Consider the following 17,768-nt stretch of genomic DNA (forward strand, 5'->3'; position numbering starts at 1 on the left):
TCGACGGTCTCGTCCAGCGTCGGCCCGGCGAGTGATCTAGAGTCGGACTCCAGAAACCTCTCGCTGAAAGGCGACGCCATGACGCAGACCGCCGATCGTCCGCTCGCCGCCGGCCCCCACGACAGCGACGACCCCGAGACCTGGGACGTGATCGTCGTCGGTGCCGGCCCCGGCGGGCTGACCTGCGCCGCCTACCTCGCGGCGAACGGCAAGCGCGTCCTGGTGCTCGAGGCCAACCAGGTCGTCGGCGGGAGCACCCAGGTGTTCCGTCGGGCGGGCAACAAGTTCGAGTTCGACGTGGGCACGCACTACGTCGGGGAGTGCGGCCCCGGCGGCCGGATGCAGACCGCGCTCACCGGACTGGCGCTGACCGAGCGCATCAACTGGCTGCGCCAGCGCCCCGAGGGCCACTGCCAGATCATGGTCCCCGGCACGACGTTCCAGACCCCGACCGGCTGGGACACCTACCTCGACCGACTGATCGCGGCCTTCCCCGACGACGAGGCCGGCCTGCGGCGCTGCGTGTCGATCATGCGGACGATCGCGGCCGGCGAGCGGCCGCGCCGGCGGCCGTGGGCGCTGCTGCGCTGGGGGATCTGGCCGATCACGCGGCTGATGGCCGCGTGCGGGCTCAGTGCCGACGCGCAGGCCGTGATCCTCGCCGAGAACGGCGACTACACGTGGCCACCGCACCGCACGCCGGTGGCGATGCACGCGGGCTTCCTGCACCACTACCTGCAGGCCGGTGCCTACTACCCGCGCGGCGGCGGGCAGGTCATCGGCGCCCACCTGACCGACGTCGTGCAGACCCACGGCGGCCGGGTGCGCACCAAGGCCAGGGTCGAGCAGATCCTCATCGAGGACGGTCGAGCGGTCGGCGTACGCCTGCGGGGTGGGGAGGAGATCCGCTCCGAGGTCGTCGTCTCAGCAGCCGACTTCAAGCGCACCTGGGCCGACCTGGTCGGCGAGCAGCACCTCACCCGCCGGCTGCGGCGTCGCCTGGCGAACCTCGAGATGACGCTGCCGATGTTCGCGGTGTACGTCGCGCTCGACGTCGACCTGCGTGAGCGCGACACCCCGCCGCTGGCGTGGGTGTGGCCGACCAACGACGTCGACGGCTACTACCGCGAGGTCGCCGCCGGTCGCTGCCCGGAGAGGATGCCGGTCGGCATCAGCTGCCCGACCGCCAAGGACCCGGAGGGCACGCACTCCGCACCTCCCGGCTACTCGACGCTCGAGCTCGTCAGCTGGGCGCCGAAGGACCACGCCTTCTGGAGCGTTCCCGACGGCCAGGTGGACGGCGCAGGCTACGGCCGTGACGAGCACTACCGACGGCTCAAGGACGAGCTCACCCAGCGGGTGCTCGACACCGCCGAGCTGATGATCCCCGACCTGCGCGAGCGGATGGTGTTCTGCGAGGCGTCCACGCCGATCACCCAGGAGCGGTTCACGCTGAGCACCGACGGCTCCTGCTACGGCATCGCCCCGTTGATCAAGAACCTCGGCCCGTTCCGGCCGCGGGTGACCACCCACATCCCGGGGCTCTTCCTCGCCGGCGGCAGCACCGAGCACATGTTCGGCATCAACGCCACCATCTGGGGTGGGATGGGCACCGCCGGCGCCGTCCTCGGTCGCGACCTCGTGCAGGAGGTGCGCGACGGTGCGGTGTTCGTCGACGAGTCGCGCCTGACGCCGATCACCGAGGACTTCGACCCGCTGCTGGCGTCCAAGCCGGGGTCGCTCATCCGGCGGCCGGCGCGCCGCCGCCCGCACGCGGTGGCGCCGACGGCAGGGTGAGGGCTCAGCTGTTGCTGGCGTAGGCGTGGCTGGCGGCCACGATGCCGAGGACGACGGCGAGCTCGTCCTCGTCCCGCGGGCCGTGCACCATCACGAAGCCGGGGGAGAGGCGCGTGCCGGCCCACATGTGGGGGCGGCCCCAGCCCTTGGCCGACACGTCGGCGGCCAGCTCCGGCGGCAGGACCAGGTGCAGCGAGCCGTCGTACGCCGGGTGCAGGTGGGCGAACTCCCCGACCTGGGGCACGAGCCACGCCTGCGGGTCGGCCGATCCTTCGCGTAGGACGAAGCCCCGCGCGCCGGGCACCGAGATCCGGGACGGCCCGACCTCGACGCCGGCCAGGTCGCGGACCGCGTCGAAGAGGCGCTCCTGCAGCTCGGCCGGCGCGTTCTGCGACTCCTGCTGCTGCGGGATCGTCCAGCTCACCTCGGGCCGCGGGCCGGTGCGGACGGGCAGCTCGCCCCCGGCCAGGGTCGGCCAGGTCGGCGACGAGACCGGCCCTGCGGGGACCGCGCCGAGGTGGTCGACGAACGCCAGCCGGTGCGCGAGCCACTCGCCGAGGTCGTGGACGGTCCGGGCGGTGAGCTGATGGCCCCCGGGCTCCCGCCGGGCCACCGTGGGCGCCCCCGACTCCGCGAGCAGGTAGCCCCAGGTCCGGTCGAGCAGCTCGCGAGGGATGACGTGGTCACCGTCGCCCTGAGCGACGAACACGGGCAGGTGAGCGAGTCGCCCGGGCACGGTCGTGAGCCCCGCGTCGAAGGGCAGGGTCCCGAAGAGGACGGCCGCCCCCGCGTACCGCCCCGGATCGTCCAGGACCAGCCCACCGGCGAAGGCGGCGCCGCCGCTGAACCCGACGAGCACCACCGGGCGCCCGGCCGGGGCCAGGTCGTCGAGCCAGTGGCGGAACCAGTCCATCGTGTCGCGCAGCGACCCGGCCACCGGACGCCCGACGCCGCGGTTGGCGAACCACGCGTAGCCACCGCCCTCCGCGATCGGCGCCCGCACGGCGGCGTACGCCGGCCCGGCCGGGAGGTGTGGCGCGAGGCCCAGGATCTCGCTCTCGTCGGATCCTCGGCCGTGCAGCAGGACGACGAGCGGTGCTGTCGGGTCGGTGCTGCCATGGGTCGCGACCACGGGTGCGGCGAATGTGTCGACGGTCATCGGTGCTTCCTCGCGGAGGGTAGGGGGACGGAGATGCTCAGGCGACGACGCCGAACCCGCCGGTCCAGGAGACCTTCTCGTTCGCGGCGAGCGTGAGCTGCAGGAAGCCGACGGCCTCGAGCTCGCGGGCACGCTTGAGCGAGCCGGCGTCGATGGCGTTGAGTCCACCGGAGGTGACGACGTCGGCGAGGGCGGCCTTGGCGGCAGCGTCGTCGCCGGCGATGAGGACGGTCGTCGTCAGCGCACCGATCGAGCCGGCGCCGAGGGTGCCCGCGAAGTTCGTGTTGAACGCCTTGAGCACGCGCGAGCTCGGCAGCGCTGCGGCGATCTCGGCCGCGGCCGAGCTGTCGGCCGGGACGACCAGGGAGTCGAAGGTCTCGAAGTCCAGGGGGTTGGTGATGTCGACGACGATCCTGCCGGCGAGCTGCTCGCCGCGCTGGGCGATGACGGTGCTGACGGCCGGGTAGGGGACGGCGAGGACGACGATCTCGCCGGTGATCGCGGTGTCGAGGTCGCCCTGGCCGAGCTGCTGGACGCTGTGGCCGCCCTTCGCTGCGACGGAGGCGATCGCCTGGCTCATGTTGCCGGTGCCGATGATGGAGATGATCGTCATGGGGTGCTCCTGAGGTCATGGGTCCGCCGACCCGTTTGGTTGTCGCTTCAAGTAACACCTTACACGGTTTAGTTGTTCCGTCAACTAATCCGCTAGGCTGTCCCCATGGAGTCAGAGGCCACGGAGACCGCAGAGACCAGGTGGCTCGATCAGACCGAGCGCGACGCGTGGCTGCGTCTCGTGGCCGTGGTGGAGCTCCTCCCCGGCGTGCTCGACGCCCAGCTGCGCGGTTCGGCGGGGTTGACGCACTTCGAGTACTTCGTGCTCGCCATGCTCTCCGAGGCGCGGGAGCGGACGCTGCGCATGACCACGCTGGCGCAGCGCACCAACGCCACGCTCCCGCGGCTCTCCCACGTCGTCCGCCGGCTGGAGGACCGCGGTCTGGTCGAGCGCGTGCCGTGTCCCGAGGACCGCCGCGCGACCAACGCGCACCTGACCGATGCCGGGTGGGATGCGGTGGTGGACGCTGCCCCCGGACACGTCGAGACCGTGCGCACCCACGTGCTCGACCCCCTCACCCGCGAGCAGCTCAGCCAGCTCCGCGCCATCGGGGACTCCCTGCTCGCCACGCTCGACCCGGAGGGTCGGATGACCGCTCTCTTCGACGGCGGCGCTTAGCCGCTCAGGCGATGTGCCAGATGCCCGCGTCGTCCTGCCGGATCCGCCAGCGTGCGTCGGGCGCCTGGGGGAGCGCGACGACCCAGCCGCGGTCGTCCTCGCTGGGCACGTAGTCCGCGAGCCCGTACCTCGCGAGCTGCTCCCACCGAGAGGCCGGCCAGTGGGCGTCGCGGGCGGGCTGCTCGTCGGACAGCACGCACGGGTCGTCGTCGAAGTCCGAGGAGCCGCGGTACTGGAACGCGCACGCACCCTGCTCGTCGCCGGCGGCCATGGCCTGGACGTAGCCGTAGACGGTGCCGACCGGGTCCTCCGAGGGCACCGTGGTGTCGATGTCGGCCCACGGGTCCGACGGCGCGGACGAGGTGGGCTCTCGAGCAGCGGAGCCGGGGTCGGAGCCGCATCCGCTCCCGGTGGCGAGCACGCCCACGGCCAGCAGGGCGGCGACGACTCGGCGCGCTCGATCGATCACGGTGCCGGTGTAGCAGAACCCGCCCACCCCGCGCGAGCGCGTTGCGTCGGCGGCGGGATGTGGCAGGTTGTCGCATCGGCGAGAGCCCGTTCGTGGTCAGGATGTACGGCGATCACCGGGACCGCCGCGAGACCGAGGAGACATCTGCGATGACGCACTACCTGCTGTCCGTGCACGGACCTGCCGAGCGCAACGAGTTCGGCAACTACGCCTCACGCGAGGAGATGGAGAAGGCCTTCGCCGACACCGGCGCCTTCAACGACCAGCTCAAGGCCGACGGCTACTGGGTCTTCGGTGGCGGGCTCGAGCCGGCCGCGACCGCCACGGTCGTCGACGGCCAGGGCGAGACGCCGTTGGTGACCGACGGGCCCTACCTCGAGACCAAGGAGCTCATCGGCGGGTTCTGGGTGATCGAGGCACCCGACCTCGACGTCGCCCTCCGGCTGGCGGCCGCGGGCTCGAAGGCCTGCCGCGGCAAGGTCGAGGTCCGCCCGTTCGAGGGGCTCGCCTGATCATGCGTGCGGCGTGTCGCGGTGCGACCTGTCTCACGCACGGGCAGGCCCATTCGGCTGACGCGCGCATCGAGGATGGCTAGCGTCACAGTGTGACCGTCGAGCTGTTGATCGACGGGGCCGAGCTTGTCGTCACACTCGACACCGCAGACCGTGAGCTCGCCGGGGGCTGGGTCGCCCTCGACGGAGGCCTGGTCGCGGCCGTGGGCGGGCCGGGTGACCAGAAGCCGGTGGCGCAGCGGGTGCTGCGGGCGGACGGGTGCCTGGTCACACCGGGCCTGATCAACACCCACCACCACATCTACCAGAACCTCACGCGCGCCCACCGGCCCTCGGTCAACACCTCGCTGTTCACGTGGCTGACCACGCTCTACCCGCTCTGGTCGGGCCTGGACGAGGAGGCGGCGTACCTCTCGGCGTGGGTGGGCCTGGCCGAGCTGGCGCTCGGCGGCTGCACGACCACCACCGACCACCTCTACGTGCACCCACGAGGCAGCGGTGACCTGATCTCCGCGGAGATCACCGCCGCGACCGAGCTCGGGATGCGCTTCCACCCCACCCGGGGGTCGATGAGCCTGTCGCAGAAGGACGGCGGTCTCCCGCCGGACTCGGTCGTCCAGGACGACGACGAGATCCTCGCCGACAGCGAGCGGCTCGTGGCCCGCCACCACGACCGGTCCTGGGGCGCGATGGTGCGGGTCGCGCTCGCCCCCTGCTCGCCGTTCTCGGTCTCCTCCGACCTGATGCGGCGTACGGCGGAGCTGGCCGAGCGACTCGACGTGCGACTCCACACCCACCTGGCCGAGGACCCCGACGAGGACCGCTTCGCGGCGAAGGCCTTCGGTCGGCGGACCATCGACCACTTCGAGGACGTCGGGTGGATGACCGACCGCAGCTGGGTGGCGCACTGCATCTATCCCAACGAGGACGAGATCCGCCGGCTCGGTGCCGCCGGCGTCGGCGTCGCGCACTGCCCGTCGTCGAACATGATGATCGGAGGCGGCGGGATGGCCCCGGTCGTCGAGCTGCGCGCAGCCGGGGCCCCGGTCGGCCTCGGCTGCGACGGGTCCTCGTCCACCGACCACGCCTCGCTCTGGCTCGAGGCCCGCACGGCGCTGCTCCTCGGCCACCAGCGCAAGGGCCCCACGGGGATGACCGCCCGCGACGCGCTCGACATCGCCACCCGCGGGTCCGCCGCCTGCCTGGGCCGGACGGGGGAGCTCGGCACGCTCACCGTGGGCGCCGTCGGCGATCTCGTGTGCTGGCCCCTCTCCGGCATCGCGTTCGCCGGGGCGCTCACCGACCCGGTCGAGGCCTGGCTGCGCTGCGGGCCGGTCGCGGCCCGGCACACCGTCGTCGCGGGTCGTCCCGTCGTCGAGGACGGCGCGCTCGTGCACCCCGGCCTGGAGGACGTCCTCCGCCGCCACCGCGCCGCCGCCAGCCGTCTGCAACGGCTGGCCTGAGAAGGACCCAGCAAGGAACGGAGCACTCATGTCCACATCCGGCTCGTCACCGAGATCGTCGCTGGGCGTCGAGACCCACCTCGTCGACGCGGCCGTCCGGGACCGTGCCGTCGCGCACTTCCGGGACGCCGGCATCGTGCTGCCGACGTTCGCGGAGCTGGCCGACCCCGCCCGGATCCCGGCCCCGACGGCCGCGGCCCTGGCCGGGGTCGGGCCCGACGAGGCCGACCCGCGCAACCTGTTCCGCATCCACTGGTACAACGACGCCGACCGCACCTCGCGTGCGACCGTGCCCGCCCACGTCGTGCTCCCGAAGGAGCTCACCGGGGTCGACGCCCGGATCGTGGTCGCCCTCGGCGACCGGTTCCCGATGATCCGCGCCCACAAGGTGCTCGCGGCCTACGGCTGCCTGGCCCCGCGGATCGTGACCGGCACCTTCGACCCGGCCAGCCAGCGCGCGGTCTGGCCCTCGACCGGCAACTACTGTCGCGGCGGCGTGGCCATCTCGCGGATCCTGGGCTGTCGAGGCGTCGCCGTCCTGCCCGAGGGCATGAGCCAGGAGCGCTTCGACTGGCTGCGGCAGTGGGTGGTCTCGCCCGACGACATCGTCACGACACCCGGCACGGAGAGCAACGTCCGCGAGATCTACGAGGCCTGCGACGAGCTGGCCGGCGACCCGGGGAACGTGATCCTCAACCAGTTCGCGGAGCTCGGCAACCACCTCGTGCACTGGCTGTGCACCGGCCGGGCCCTGGGCGCGGTCTACGAGCACCTGCGCGAGACCGATCCGCGACTGCGGTTGCGGGCCTTCGTCTCGGCGTCCGGCTCCGCCGGGACGCTCGGGGCCGGCGACCACCTCAAGAGCGAGTACGGCGCCGCGATCGTCGCCGTCGAGGCGCTGGAGTGCCCCACGTTGCTGCGCAACGGCTTCGGCGAGCACAACATCCAGGGCATCGGCGACAAGCACGTGCCGCTGATCCACCACGTCCACAACACCGACGTCGTCACGGCGATCACCGACCGGGCGACCGACCAGCTCGGGGTGCTCTTCAGCGCGCCGGCCGGCCTGGCCTACCTCGCCGAGCGGCGCGGGGTCCCGGAGGCGGCGCTCGCCGCGCTGCCGTCGTTCGGCCTCTCGAGCATCTGCAACATCCTCGCCGCGGTGAAGGTCGCCAAGCACCTCGACCTCGGTCCGGACGACGTGATCGTCACGGTGGCCACCGACGGCGCCCCGATGTACCAGAGCGAGCGCGACCGTGTGCTGGCCCGCGACTTCGCCGACGGGTTCGACGAGGCGGCGGCCGCCGGCGCGTTCGGCCGGTGGATGCTCGGCGCGGACACCAGCGACCTGCTCGAGACCACGAGCCGCGACCGGGACCGGATCTTCGACCTCGGCTACTACACGTGGGTCGAGCAGCGCGGCACCTCACTCGAGGACTTCGTCGCCCGGCGGGACCCGGCGTTCTGGACCGGCCTCCACGCCCGCATCGAGGTCTGGGACGAGATGATCACCGACTTCAACGCGCGCACCGGCGTCCTCGCCGGCGGCGTCGGGGCCCGGTAGGTCGGGCATGGACGCGCCGGCCAGCCGGCTCGTCTGCTGGGGCTGCGGTGCCGCACCGGACCGGGGTGACCCCTACCCGTTCCGCTGCCCCCAGGCCGGGATCGGGGACGTCGACCATGTCCTCGTGCGCGTCCTGGACCACGAGCTGGTCGAGTTCCCCGACGGCCCGGCCGGCGACGACTCCCCGTTCCTCCGCTACCGCGGGCTCCTGCACAGCCAGCACCGCGCCACGGCGGGTGGGCTGGGCGACGACGAGGTGGCCGAGATCGTCGTCCGCCTGGACGAGTCGGTGGCGCGGGTGGCCGGCGGGGGCTTCCGGGTCACGCCGTTCGGTCGCGACGACACGCTCTCCCGGGAGCTCGGCTTCTCCGCGTCCGGTGGTGTGTGGCTGAAGGACGAGACCCACAACGTCGCCGGGTCCCACAAGGGCCGCCACCTGATGGGCGTGCTCCTGCACCTCGAGGTCGCCGAGCGCCTCGGGCTCGCCGACCCGGCGCACCGGCCCGACCTGGCGATCGCCAGCTGCGGCAACGCGGCGCTCGCGGCCGCGGTCGTCGCGCGAGCCGCCGACCGGCGGCTCCGGGTCTTCGTGCCGGTCGAGGCCGACCTGGTGGTGCTCGGCGCGCTCCGCGACCTCGGCGCCGACGTGGTCACCTGCGCGCGTACGCCGGGCACCGGCGGCGATCCGGCCTACCTCCGCCTGCAGACGGAGCTGTCGGCGGGTGCGCTTCCGTTCACCTGCCAGGGCAACGAGAACGGCCTGGTGATCGAGGGCGGGGAGACGCTGGGCTACGAGATCGTCTCCGACCTGCGCAGCGCGAGCATCGAGCTCGACCACCTGGTCGTCCAGGTCGGCGGGGGCGCCCTCGCGAGCGCCTGCCTCCAGGCGCTCGACGAGGCCGCCGAGCTCGGCGCGCTGGCCCACCGGCCGCATGTGCACACCGTGCAGACGACGGGCGGGCACCCGCTGGAGCGGGCCTACACCCGGGTCCGCGCCGCCCTGCCCGAGTCGCCGGGCAGGGCGGAGATCGACGCTGCCCTCCATCACGCGGCCGCCCACCGCTCGGCGTTCATGTGGCCGTGGGAGGAGGAGCCCCGGAGCATCGCCACCGGCATCCTCGACGACGAGACCTACGACTGGCGCGCGGTCGTGCACGGGATGCTCACCACCGGCGGGAGGCCGCTCGTGGTGACCGAGGAGCAGCTCGGACGCGCCCACGCCCTCGGCCGTGCGGCCGGCTACTGCGTCGACCCCACCGGCTCGTCGGGCCTGGCCGGCCTGCTCGAGCTGATCGCCGACGGGACCGTCGGACCCGACGCCCGCGTGGGCGTCCTGTTCACCGGCGTCGAGCGGTCACCGTGACGGTCCGGCGAAGGTCCATGGACCCTAGCGGGCCCTCCCACCCCGGAGCACGCTGAAAGACGGATCGGAGCAGAGGAGCGCATATCGTGGCGGCCGACATTCGACAAGCTGTCCCTTCCTCAGCGCTGTGCGGCGCCACGGTCGTCGTCGCCCTGGATCCACCCGAGGTCGTGACCGCCGACGTCGTGCTCGCCGGCGACCGGGTCGTCGAGGTGGGCTCCGCCCCGCCCGGCGTACGACGGCGCGACTGCACCGGCACGCTGATCGTCCCGGGCAACGTCTGCGCCCACCACCACCTCTACTCGGCCCTGAGCCGGGGGATGCCCTACCGGCTCGCCCCGCCCGTCACGTTCACCGAGATCCTCCAGCGGGTCTGGTGGCGCCTCGACCGGGCCCTGGACGAGCAGGCGATCCGCGCCTCGGCCCTGCGCGGCGGCCTCGACGCACTGCGTGCCGGGACCACCACGATCGTCGACCACCACGCCTCGCCGTACGCGATCGACGGGTCGCTGGACATCATCGCCGAGACCCTCGACCAGCTCGGGGTGCGCAGCGTCCTGTGCTACGAGGTCAGCGACCGCGACGGTCTCGACCGGGCCGCGGCCGGCATCGCCGAGAACCGCCGCTTCGTCACGAGGGCGGACGGCCTGGCCCGCGGCATGATGGGCGCGCACGCGTCGTTCACGCTCTGCGACGCGACGCTCGAGCAGCTGGTGGACGCGGCCCGCGGTGACGGCGTCGGCATCCACATCCACGTCGCCGAGGACGCCGCCGACCAGGACGACGCCCACGCCCGCGCCGTCCACGGCGTGGTCGAGCGGCTCGACCGCGCCGGTGTGCTGACCGACCGGGCGCTGCTCGCCCACGGCGTCCACGTCGCCCCGGCGGAGATGCACGCCGTCGGCGACACCGGCGCGACCGTGGTCTGCAACCCGCGCAGCAACATGAACAACGCCGTCGGTCACTCGCCGTTCAACCACCTCGGGCGCGGCGCCGGCGCCCGGGTCGCCCTGGGCACCGACGGCATCGGCGGGGACCTGTTCGCCGAGTCGCAGGTCGGGTTCTTCCGTGCCCGGGAGGCCGACGTCGCGACGCCGGGGGACTGGCCGCTCGTGCGGCTCGCCGAGGGCGCCCGGTTCGCCGGCGACATGCACGGCGAGCCGCTGCTCGGCACGGTCCGCCCCGGCGCACCGGCCGACCTCGTCGTCCTCGACTACCCGACGCCGACCCCGGTGACGGCCGAGAACCTGGTCGGTCACTGGGTCTTCGGCCTCTCCTCGGCCCAGGTCCGCGACGTGCTGGTCGCCGGCGAGCTGGTCGTCGCCGACCGACGGTCGACCCGGGTCGACGAGGCCGAGGTCGCCGCCGAGGGCGCCGCCGAGGCCGAGCGGCTGTGGGCCCGGATGGAGGAGATCCCGGCCCACGACTTCACACCGATGGCCGATTCGACGAGGAGCAGACGATGAACCACCAGGCGAGAGTGGCGCTCTACCTCCAAGACCTCCACCCGCTGCGCGAGGCGATGGAGTACGCCCGCTACGCCGAGGAGCGCGGCTTCGACGCGGTCTGGCAGGCCGAGAGCCGGCTGGTCCGCGAGGCGACGGTCCCGATGGCGGCGTACGCCGCGGTCACCAGCCGGATCAAGGTCGGCTCGGGCATCGTGCCGATCTGGACCCGCAACGTGGGGCTGCTCGCGGCGACCTTCTCGACGCTCGACGAGCTCGCCCCCGGCCGGGTGATGCTCGGGCTCGGCGCCTGGTGGGAGCCACTGGCGACGAAGGTCGGGGTCGACCGGCGCAAGCCGCTGCGCGCGATGCGGGAGACCGTCGAGGCCACCCGTCGGTTGCTGGCGATGGAGCGGGTCACCTACGACGGCGAGTTCGTGCACCTCGACGACGTCGAGATCGACATCGTCCACGGCGACCGCTCACCCAAGCACGTGCCGATCTACATCGGTGCGACCGGGATGCAGATGATGGAGCTGGCCGGGGAGATCGCCGACGGCGTGCTGCTCAACTACATGGTCGCGCCGGCCTACAACGCGCAGGCGATGACGGCGCTCGCTGCCGGTGCGGCCAAGGCCGGCCGGTCGGTCGACGACCTCGACCGCCCGCAGCTCTTGGTGTGCTCGGTCGACCGCGACCGCGCGGTCGCCCTCGATCGCGCCCGCGAGCTGCTCACGCAGTACCTCGGCCAGCAGCCGCACATCATGAAGGCCAGCGGCGTCGACCCCGCCCTGATCGAGGAGATCGGCAAGGTCCTGACCTGGCCCGCCGAGCGCGACGAGATCCTCCGCGCCATGCGGCTGGTCCCCGATGACGTGGTGCAGCAGATCACCGCCTCCGGCAGCCCGGAGGAGTGCCGCGCCAAGGTCGCCGAGTACGTCGAGGCGGGCGCGACCTGCCCCGTCCTGTACCCGCTCGGCGACGATGTCCGACTGATGATCGACACCTTCGGTGTCTAACTAGAGAGAGCACACGATGAGGAGCTTCCTGGGCCGCGACATCCTGTCCCTGAAGGATTTCGAGCGCGACGACTTCTTCCGGATCTTCCAGGTGGCCGAGGAGCTGCGCCCTCACGCCGAGAACCGGCGCAACGGAGACCTGTTGAAGCACAAGACGCTCCTCACTGCCTTCTACCAGCCCAGCACCCGCACCCGTCTGTCGACCGAGGCCGCCATGCACCGCCTCGGCGGTCACGTCCTCGGGTTCTCCGACGCCAAGATGACCCGCGCCGGCGACTTCTACCAGGAGTCGATGAAGGACACCGTCAAGATGCTGGAGTTCTACGGCGACGTCATCGCGATGCGCTCCCACGTCCAGGGGGCTCCCCAGGAGGCCGCGCACTGGGCGTCGGTGCCGGTGATCAACTGCGGTGACGGCTGGGGCGAGCACCCCACCCAGGTGCTCACCGACCTGTACACGATCTGGCGCGACAAGGGCACGCTCGACGGGCTGAAGATGCTGCTGGTCGGCGACATGCGGATGCGGACGATGCACTCGATCCTCTACGCGTCCTCGCAGTTCGACATGGAGACGTTCGTCGTGTGCCCGCCCGAGCTGGCCCTGCGCGACGACTTCAAGGAGGAGATCGCCGAGCGGAGCGTGAACTACCGCGAGGTCGAGTCGGTCCAGGAGTGCATCGCCGAGGCCGACGTCATCTACATGGAGCCGATCGTCCAGGCCGACTACACCCAGTCGCGCGTGGACCCCACGGCGGAGAAGGGCACCACGCCACCGGCGTACCAGGTGACCCGGCGACTGCTGCACGAGAAGGCCAAGCAGGACTCGATCGTCCTGCACTCCCTGCCGCGGATGGACGAGCTGTCCCCTGACGTCGACAGCACCCGGCACGCGCGCTACTGGGCCGAGGCCGCCAACGGCGTCTCGGTGCGGATGGCGCTGCTGGCGCTCGTCCTCGGCGCGGTCGAGTAGCCGGGAGGGGGACCGATGCAGACGCACCTCCGGGGCCGCGACGTCATCGACTTCCAGGAGTGGACCCGCGACGAGATCGACACCGTGCTCGACGTGGCGTTCGCGCTGAAGCGGGACCGCGCCCTCGGCCAGCCGCACCCCTACCTGCGCGACAAGGTGCTGGCGATGCTGTTCTTCTTCGCCAGCACCCGCACCCGTGCCTCGTTCGAGGCCGGGATGGCCCAGCTCGGCGGGCACGCGCAGTTCATCGAGAGCAAGTCCACCCAGATCGCCCACGGCGACACCGCGACGGAGATCGGCGAGATCCTCGGCCGCTACAACGACGGCATCGCGATCCGCAACGTCGACTGGGGCGTGGGCAACGACTACATCCGCGCCGTGGCGGCCGCGAGCCGGGTGCCCGTGCTCAACATGCAGTGCGACCACTTCCACCCGCACCAGGCGCTGGCCGACCTGATGACGATCATCGAGCGGTTCGGCGACCCCCGCGGCCGGACCGCCACGATCAGCTGGGCGTGCGCCAAGACCTACTCCAAGCCGCTCAGCGTGCCGCACAGCCTGATCATGCTGCTCCCGCGGTTCGGCATGAACGTCCGCCTGGTGCACCCGCCCGAGTTCGCCCTGATGCCGGAGTACGTCGAGCAGGCGCGCGAGAACGCCCGGCTCGGACGTGCCTCGTTCGAGCTGATGGACGACTTCGACGCGGGCATCCGCGGGACCGACGTCGTCTACGCCAAGAGCTGGGGCGCGGTGATGACCACCTCCGACGTGGAGGAGGAGAAGCGGCTCGTCGACTCCTACGGCGACTGGATCGCCGACGAGCGCCGGCTCGACACCGCGGCCGACGACGCGATCTACATGCACCCGCTGCCGGGCGAGCGCGGCACCGAGGTGACCGACGGCGTGATCGACGGGCCGCTCAGCGCGGTCTTCGACCAGGCCGAGAACCGCCTGCACGGCCAGAAGGCCGTGATGGCACTGACGATGGGCTGAGGCCCGGGAGGACGGTGGCACGATGGTGACGGTTTCTGCCTACGCGCGTCCCTCGACGATGGACGAGGCCCTCGAGCTGCTGTCCTGGTCCGGCGCGGTCGCGCTCGCCGGTGGCACGCGGCTCGCCGGCGACACCTCGACGCGCCAGGTCGAGGTGGTGGACCTGCAGGCGCTGCATCTCGACGGCATCCGGGCCGAGGGAGAGCACGGGCTGCGGATCGGCGCGATGACGACGCTGCAGGCGATCTCGGACGACCGGCGTGTGCCCGCTGTCGTGCGCGAGGCGGCCCGGCGTGAGCGGCCGAGCACGCTGCGCGCCCAGGGCACGCTCGGGGGCTGCCTCCTGGCAGCCGACTGGGAGAGCGAGCTGGTGGCGTCGCTCCTGGTGCACGAGGCGGTCGTCCATGTCGAGAGCAGCGGCGGGTCCGACGCGGTCGCACTCGAGGCGTTCCTGGACGGGCTGCCCCTCGAGCCCGGGCACCTCGTGACCGCGGTCGCGCTACGGACCGACGGCGACGCCGCGGCCGCTCACACCGCTCGCACACCCGCCGACCGCGCGATCGTCGCGGCGTTCGCCCGGACGGTGCAGGACGGCTGTCGGATCGCCCTGTCCGGCGTCGCCGCCACCCCGGTGCTGGTGCGCGCCGGCGACGAGCTGCACCCACCGAGTGATTTCCGAGGGTCCGGGGAGTACCGCCGGGCCCTGGCCGACGTCCTGACGGCTCGCGTGGTGGAGGCGATCTCATGAGCGGCGCGACGATGGATCTCGAGCTGACCCTCAACGGCGTCCCGCAGCGCGTGGTGTGCGCGCCCGGCGACTCGCTGCTCACCGTCCTGCGGCGGCTGGGCTGCTTCAGCGTGAAGTTCGGGTCGGAGACCGGTGAGACCGGCGCCGCGGCCGTGCTGCTCGACGGCCGGTTGGTGTCCTCCGACGTGCTGCTCGCCGCCCAGGCCGGCGGGCACGCCGTCACCACGGCGGAGTCGCTGAACGTGGCCGCCGGTGAGCTGCACCCCATCCAGGCCGCGTTCGTCGAGTCCGGCGCGCTGCAGTCCGGCTACTCGGCCGGGGCGATGGTGCTCGCGACCCAGGCGCTGCTGGAGCGGGTGCCCGACCCGACGGAGTGGGAGATCCGGGACGCGTTCTCGGGGATCCTCGACCGGGAGACCGGCTACGTGAAGGTCGTCGACGCGGTCCAGCGCGCAGCGGCGCTGCTGCGTGGGGAGAAGCCGGAACCGATGGCGCCGGTGGTCGTCGAGCGCCTCACCGAGGGCGGCACCGCGCCGGTCCCCGAGGCCGCACCCGCGGCTCCCCGGATCGTCCCCTCGGCCGACGTACCGCCCACGAGCGTCGTCGGGACCGGCGCCGCGAAGGTGGACGCCGTCAAGCTGGTCAAGGGCAACCCGGCGTTCGTCGACGACATCGAGCTGCGCGGCACGCTCTACGCCAAGATCCTGCGCAGCCCGCACGCCCACGCGCGCATCGTGGCCATCGACGATTCCGAGGCCCGTGCCCTGCCGGGCGTCCACGCCGTGCTGCACGCGTTCAACACCGCGCGGGTGAAGTACGCCTCCGGTGGCCAGAGCTGGCCCAACCCGCGGCCGTGGGACCAGGTGAGCTTCGACGACAAGGTCCGCCACGTCGGCGACCGGGTCGCAGCCGTCGCCGCGGAGAGCCTCGAGATCGCCGCGGAGGCGTGTCGGCGCATCAAGGTCACCTACGACGTGCTGCCCGCGGTCTTCGACGAGGTCGAGGCCATCCAGCCCGGAGCGCCCGTCATCCACGACGAGGACGACACCGAGGGCATCCACGACGCCTCGCGCAACATGCCGCGCCAGGTCGACGGCCAGACCGTCCCCGACGAGCAGGTCGAGGCGGCGTTCGCCGCGGCCCCGCACGTGTTCGAGCGGACCTTCCACGTCCAGCAGCAGCACACCTGCCCGATCGAGCCGGCCATCACGATCGGCTGGCTGGACGAGGACGAGCGGCTGGTGCTGCGCAGCTCCACGCAGGTGCCGTTCCACGCCCGGCGGATGGTCGCGCCGCTGCTCGGGCTGCCGGTCAAGCAGATCCGGGTGGTCAAGCCCCGCATCGGCGGCGGCTTCGGCGGCAAGCAGGAGATGCTGCTCGAGGACGTGGTCGGGCACCTGGTGCTCGCCACCCGTCGGCCGGTCCGGCTCGAGCTGACCCGCGAGGAGGAGTTCGTCTCCGCCCGTATCCGGCACGCCCAGACCGTGACGTTCCGCGCCGCCGTCGACGACGAGGGCCGGCTGCTGGGGCTCGACCACCGGGTGGTCGGCAACACCGGGCCGTTCGCGACGCACGGGTTCACGGTGCAGTCGGTCTCCGGCCAGCGCGGGCTCTCGCAGTACAACTGCCCGGCCAAGCGGTACCACGCCGACGTGGCGTACACGAACCGCCCGGTCGCCGGTGCGTTCCGCGGCTACGGCGCACCGCAGGCGCTGTTCGCCCTCGAGTCGCTCATGGACGACGTCGCCTACGGCCTCGGCATGGACCCGGTCGAGCTGCGTCGGAAGAACTGGGTGCGCGCGGGCGACCCGCTCGACATCCTGCCCGCGCTCGGCGAGCGCGGCGCCGCGGAGGTCGCCGGCGACGTGCCGCGGGTGACCAGCTGCGCCACCGACGAGTGCGTCGCCCAGGCGCTGCGCGCGATCGGCTGGGAGCGGCGCCACGACCCCAGCTGGAAGCGGCCGCCCGACCGGCCCCACATCCGGCGGGGGATCGGGTTCGCCCTCTGCATGCAGGCCACGGCGATCCCCAACCTCGACATGGGCGGGGCGTCGATCAAGATGAACGACGACGGGTCGTTCAACCTGCTGTTCGGCGCCACCGACCTCGGCACCGGCGCGGACACCGTGCTGGCCCAGATCGCCGCCGAGGTGCTCGGCGTCGAGGCCGACGACATCATCGTGTACGCCGCGGACACCGACCTGACGCCGTTCGACGTCGGGGCCTACGCCGACAGCACGACGTACATCTCGGGGATGGCGGTGAAGAAGGCCTCCGAGGCCGTGCGCGAGCGGATCGTGCTGCGCGCCGCCCGGCTGCTCGGCCTCGACGACCCGAGCGGGATCGAGCTGCACCACAAGCAGGCGTGGGCGCCCGACGGTCGCTCGGTCACGCTCGAGGAGGTGGCCCTGCACGCCCTGCACCTGGAGGACCAGGAGCAGATCATGGCGACCGCGTCGCACGTGTCCGGGGAGTCCCCGCCGCCGTTCGCCGCGCAGACGGTCGAGATCGAGGTCGACGTCGAGACCGGCCAGGTCACGGTCACCAGGCTCGTGATGGCCGTCGACGCCGGCGTCGTCATCAACCCGACGACCGCCAGCGGCCAGGTCGAGGGCGCGATGGTGCAGGCGCTCGGCTACGCGCTCACCGAGGACCTGGTCCTCGACGAGGTGGGCCGTGCGGTGAACGCGCGCATCGGGCCGTACTGGATCTTCCGGGCCGACGACACGCCCCCGATGGAGGTCTTCCTCGTGCAGACGATGGAGCCGAGCGGCCCGTTCGGCGCCAAGTCGATCGGCGAGATCGCGATCGACGGGGTGGCGCCTGCCGTGCGCAACGCGATCCTCGACGCCACCGGGGTCACCGTCGACGAGCTGCCGATGACACCTGAGCGGGTGTGGCGGGCGCTCCACGCCACCGACGCCTAGCCGGCCGCGATGAGCAGCGACCTGCTGGTCCGCGGCGGCACTGTCGTGGACGGGGGGAGTGCGTGGCGTGCCGACGTGCTGGTGCGCGACGGGCGGATCGCGGCGGTG

At 72.5% G+C, this 17,768-nt stretch carries 15 protein-coding genes; 12 read left to right on the forward strand and 3 right to left on the reverse strand.

Going from position 1 to position 17,768, the window contains the following annotated elements; translation table 11 throughout:
* Positions 1 to 78: 78 nt before the first annotated feature.
* The gene (locus tag Q0L15_RS12680) at positions 79 to 1,797 is read left to right on the forward strand and encodes an NAD(P)/FAD-dependent oxidoreductase (RefSeq protein ID WP_296604805.1); all 1,719 of its coding nucleotides are present in this window, start codon (positions 79 to 81) and stop codon (positions 1,795 to 1,797) included.
* A gap of 4 nt (positions 1,798 to 1,801) precedes the next feature.
* On the opposite strand, the gene Q0L15_RS12685 is transcribed toward Q0L15_RS12680, so the two are convergent.
* Positions 1,802 to 2,956, reverse strand: coding sequence for a luciferase family protein (locus Q0L15_RS12685; RefSeq protein WP_296604806.1), 1,155 nt, complete (start codon positions 2,954 to 2,956; stop codon positions 1,802 to 1,804).
* Positions 2,957 to 2,993: 37 nt separating this feature from the next.
* Positions 2,994 to 3,569, reverse strand: coding sequence for an NAD(P)-binding domain-containing protein (locus tag Q0L15_RS12690; RefSeq protein ID WP_296604807.1), 576 nt, complete (start codon positions 3,567 to 3,569; stop codon positions 2,994 to 2,996).
* A 105-nt stretch (positions 3,570 to 3,674) separates the two neighbouring features.
* Here Q0L15_RS12690 and Q0L15_RS12695 point away from each other — a divergent pair, with 105 nt between their 5' ends.
* Entirely contained in the window at positions 3,675 to 4,187 is a 513-nt protein-coding gene (locus Q0L15_RS12695) for a MarR family transcriptional regulator (protein WP_296604808.1), read from the forward strand.
* A 4-nt stretch (positions 4,188 to 4,191) separates the two neighbouring features.
* Here the strand turns inward: Q0L15_RS12695 and Q0L15_RS12700 are convergent, their stop codons facing one another.
* Entirely contained in the window at positions 4,192 to 4,656 is a 465-nt protein-coding gene (locus tag Q0L15_RS12700) for a hypothetical protein (protein WP_296604809.1), read from the reverse strand.
* A 149-nt stretch (positions 4,657 to 4,805) separates the two neighbouring features.
* Between Q0L15_RS12700 and Q0L15_RS12705 the strand changes: the two genes are divergently transcribed.
* The 10 genes from Q0L15_RS12705 to Q0L15_RS12750 all read left to right on the forward strand — a co-directional run bounded on the left by Q0L15_RS12705 (position 4,806) and on the right by Q0L15_RS12750 (position 17,660).
* Positions 4,806 to 5,168, forward strand: a complete 363-nt coding sequence (locus Q0L15_RS12705; protein WP_296604810.1) for a YciI family protein — start codon at positions 4,806 to 4,808, stop codon at positions 5,166 to 5,168.
* Between the two features lie 92 nt (positions 5,169 to 5,260).
* Entirely contained in the window at positions 5,261 to 6,631 is a 1,371-nt protein-coding gene (locus Q0L15_RS12710) for an 8-oxoguanine deaminase (RefSeq protein WP_296604811.1), read from the forward strand.
* Positions 6,632 to 6,659: 28 nt separating this feature from the next.
* A complete protein-coding gene (locus tag Q0L15_RS12715; RefSeq protein WP_296604812.1) occupies positions 6,660 to 8,195 on the forward strand; it encodes a pyridoxal-phosphate dependent enzyme in 1,536 nt (511 codons plus the stop codon).
* A gap of 7 nt (positions 8,196 to 8,202) precedes the next feature.
* Positions 8,203 to 9,558 (forward strand): pyridoxal-phosphate dependent enzyme, encoded by a 1,356-nt coding sequence (locus Q0L15_RS12720; RefSeq protein WP_296604813.1) that lies wholly within the window; start codon positions 8,203 to 8,205, stop codon positions 9,556 to 9,558.
* 170 nt (positions 9,559 to 9,728) lie between these two features.
* The gene (locus Q0L15_RS12725) at positions 9,729 to 11,024 is read left to right on the forward strand and encodes an amidohydrolase family protein (protein WP_296604814.1); all 1,296 of its coding nucleotides are present in this window, start codon (positions 9,729 to 9,731) and stop codon (positions 11,022 to 11,024) included.
* Positions 11,021 to 12,022: an LLM class flavin-dependent oxidoreductase gene (locus Q0L15_RS12730; protein WP_296604815.1), complete on the forward strand. Its 1,002-nt coding sequence runs from the start codon at positions 11,021 to 11,023 to the stop codon at positions 12,020 to 12,022. The genes Q0L15_RS12725 and Q0L15_RS12730 overlap by 4 nt, the downstream gene beginning before the upstream one ends.
* Positions 12,023 to 12,038: 16 nt before the next feature.
* Positions 12,039 to 12,992, forward strand: a complete 954-nt coding sequence (gene pyrB / locus Q0L15_RS12735; protein WP_296604816.1) for an aspartate carbamoyltransferase — start codon at positions 12,039 to 12,041, stop codon at positions 12,990 to 12,992.
* Positions 12,993 to 13,007: 15 nt separating this feature from the next.
* On the forward strand, positions 13,008 to 13,985 hold the full coding sequence (locus tag Q0L15_RS12740; protein WP_296604817.1) for an ornithine carbamoyltransferase: 978 nt from the start codon (positions 13,008 to 13,010) through the stop codon (positions 13,983 to 13,985).
* 22 nt (positions 13,986 to 14,007) lie between these two features.
* Positions 14,008 to 14,733 (forward strand): FAD binding domain-containing protein, encoded by a 726-nt coding sequence (locus Q0L15_RS12745; RefSeq protein ID WP_296604818.1) that lies wholly within the window; start codon positions 14,008 to 14,010, stop codon positions 14,731 to 14,733.
* Positions 14,730 to 17,660, forward strand: a complete 2,931-nt coding sequence (locus Q0L15_RS12750) for a molybdopterin cofactor-binding domain-containing protein (protein WP_296604819.1) — start codon at positions 14,730 to 14,732, stop codon at positions 17,658 to 17,660. The genes Q0L15_RS12745 and Q0L15_RS12750 overlap by 4 nt, the downstream gene beginning before the upstream one ends.
* Positions 17,661 to 17,768: the final 108 nt, after the last annotated feature.

Source organism: Nocardioides sp. (assembly GCF_024509035.1).
In the GTDB taxonomy this organism is placed as follows: Bacteria; Actinomycetota; Actinomycetes; order Propionibacteriales; family Nocardioidaceae; genus Nocardioides.

Coding starts and splice junctions, on each gene's coding strand:
- Q0L15_RS12680 (WP_296604805.1), top strand. CDS start 79: ATGACGCAGACCGCCGATCGTCCGCTCGCCGCCGGCCCCCACGACAGC.
- Q0L15_RS12685 (WP_296604806.1), bottom strand. CDS start 2,956: ATGACCGTCGACACATTCGCCGCACCCGTGGTCGCGACCCATGGCAGC.
- Q0L15_RS12690 (WP_296604807.1), bottom strand. CDS start 3,569: ATGACGATCATCTCCATCATCGGCACCGGCAACATGAGCCAGGCGATC.
- Q0L15_RS12695 (WP_296604808.1), top strand. CDS start 3,675: ATGGAGTCAGAGGCCACGGAGACCGCAGAGACCAGGTGGCTCGATCAG.
- Q0L15_RS12705 (WP_296604810.1), top strand. CDS start 4,806: ATGACGCACTACCTGCTGTCCGTGCACGGACCTGCCGAGCGCAACGAG.
- Q0L15_RS12715 (WP_296604812.1), top strand. CDS start 6,660: ATGTCCACATCCGGCTCGTCACCGAGATCGTCGCTGGGCGTCGAGACC.
- Q0L15_RS12720 (WP_296604813.1), top strand. CDS start 8,203: ATGGACGCGCCGGCCAGCCGGCTCGTCTGCTGGGGCTGCGGTGCCGCA.
- Q0L15_RS12730 (WP_296604815.1), top strand. CDS start 11,021: ATGAACCACCAGGCGAGAGTGGCGCTCTACCTCCAAGACCTCCACCCG.
- pyrB (WP_296604816.1), top strand. CDS start 12,039: ATGAGGAGCTTCCTGGGCCGCGACATCCTGTCCCTGAAGGATTTCGAG.
- Q0L15_RS12740 (WP_296604817.1), top strand. CDS start 13,008: ATGCAGACGCACCTCCGGGGCCGCGACGTCATCGACTTCCAGGAGTGG.
- Q0L15_RS12745 (WP_296604818.1), top strand. CDS start 14,008: ATGGTGACGGTTTCTGCCTACGCGCGTCCCTCGACGATGGACGAGGCC.
- Q0L15_RS12750 (WP_296604819.1), top strand. CDS start 14,730: ATGAGCGGCGCGACGATGGATCTCGAGCTGACCCTCAACGGCGTCCCG.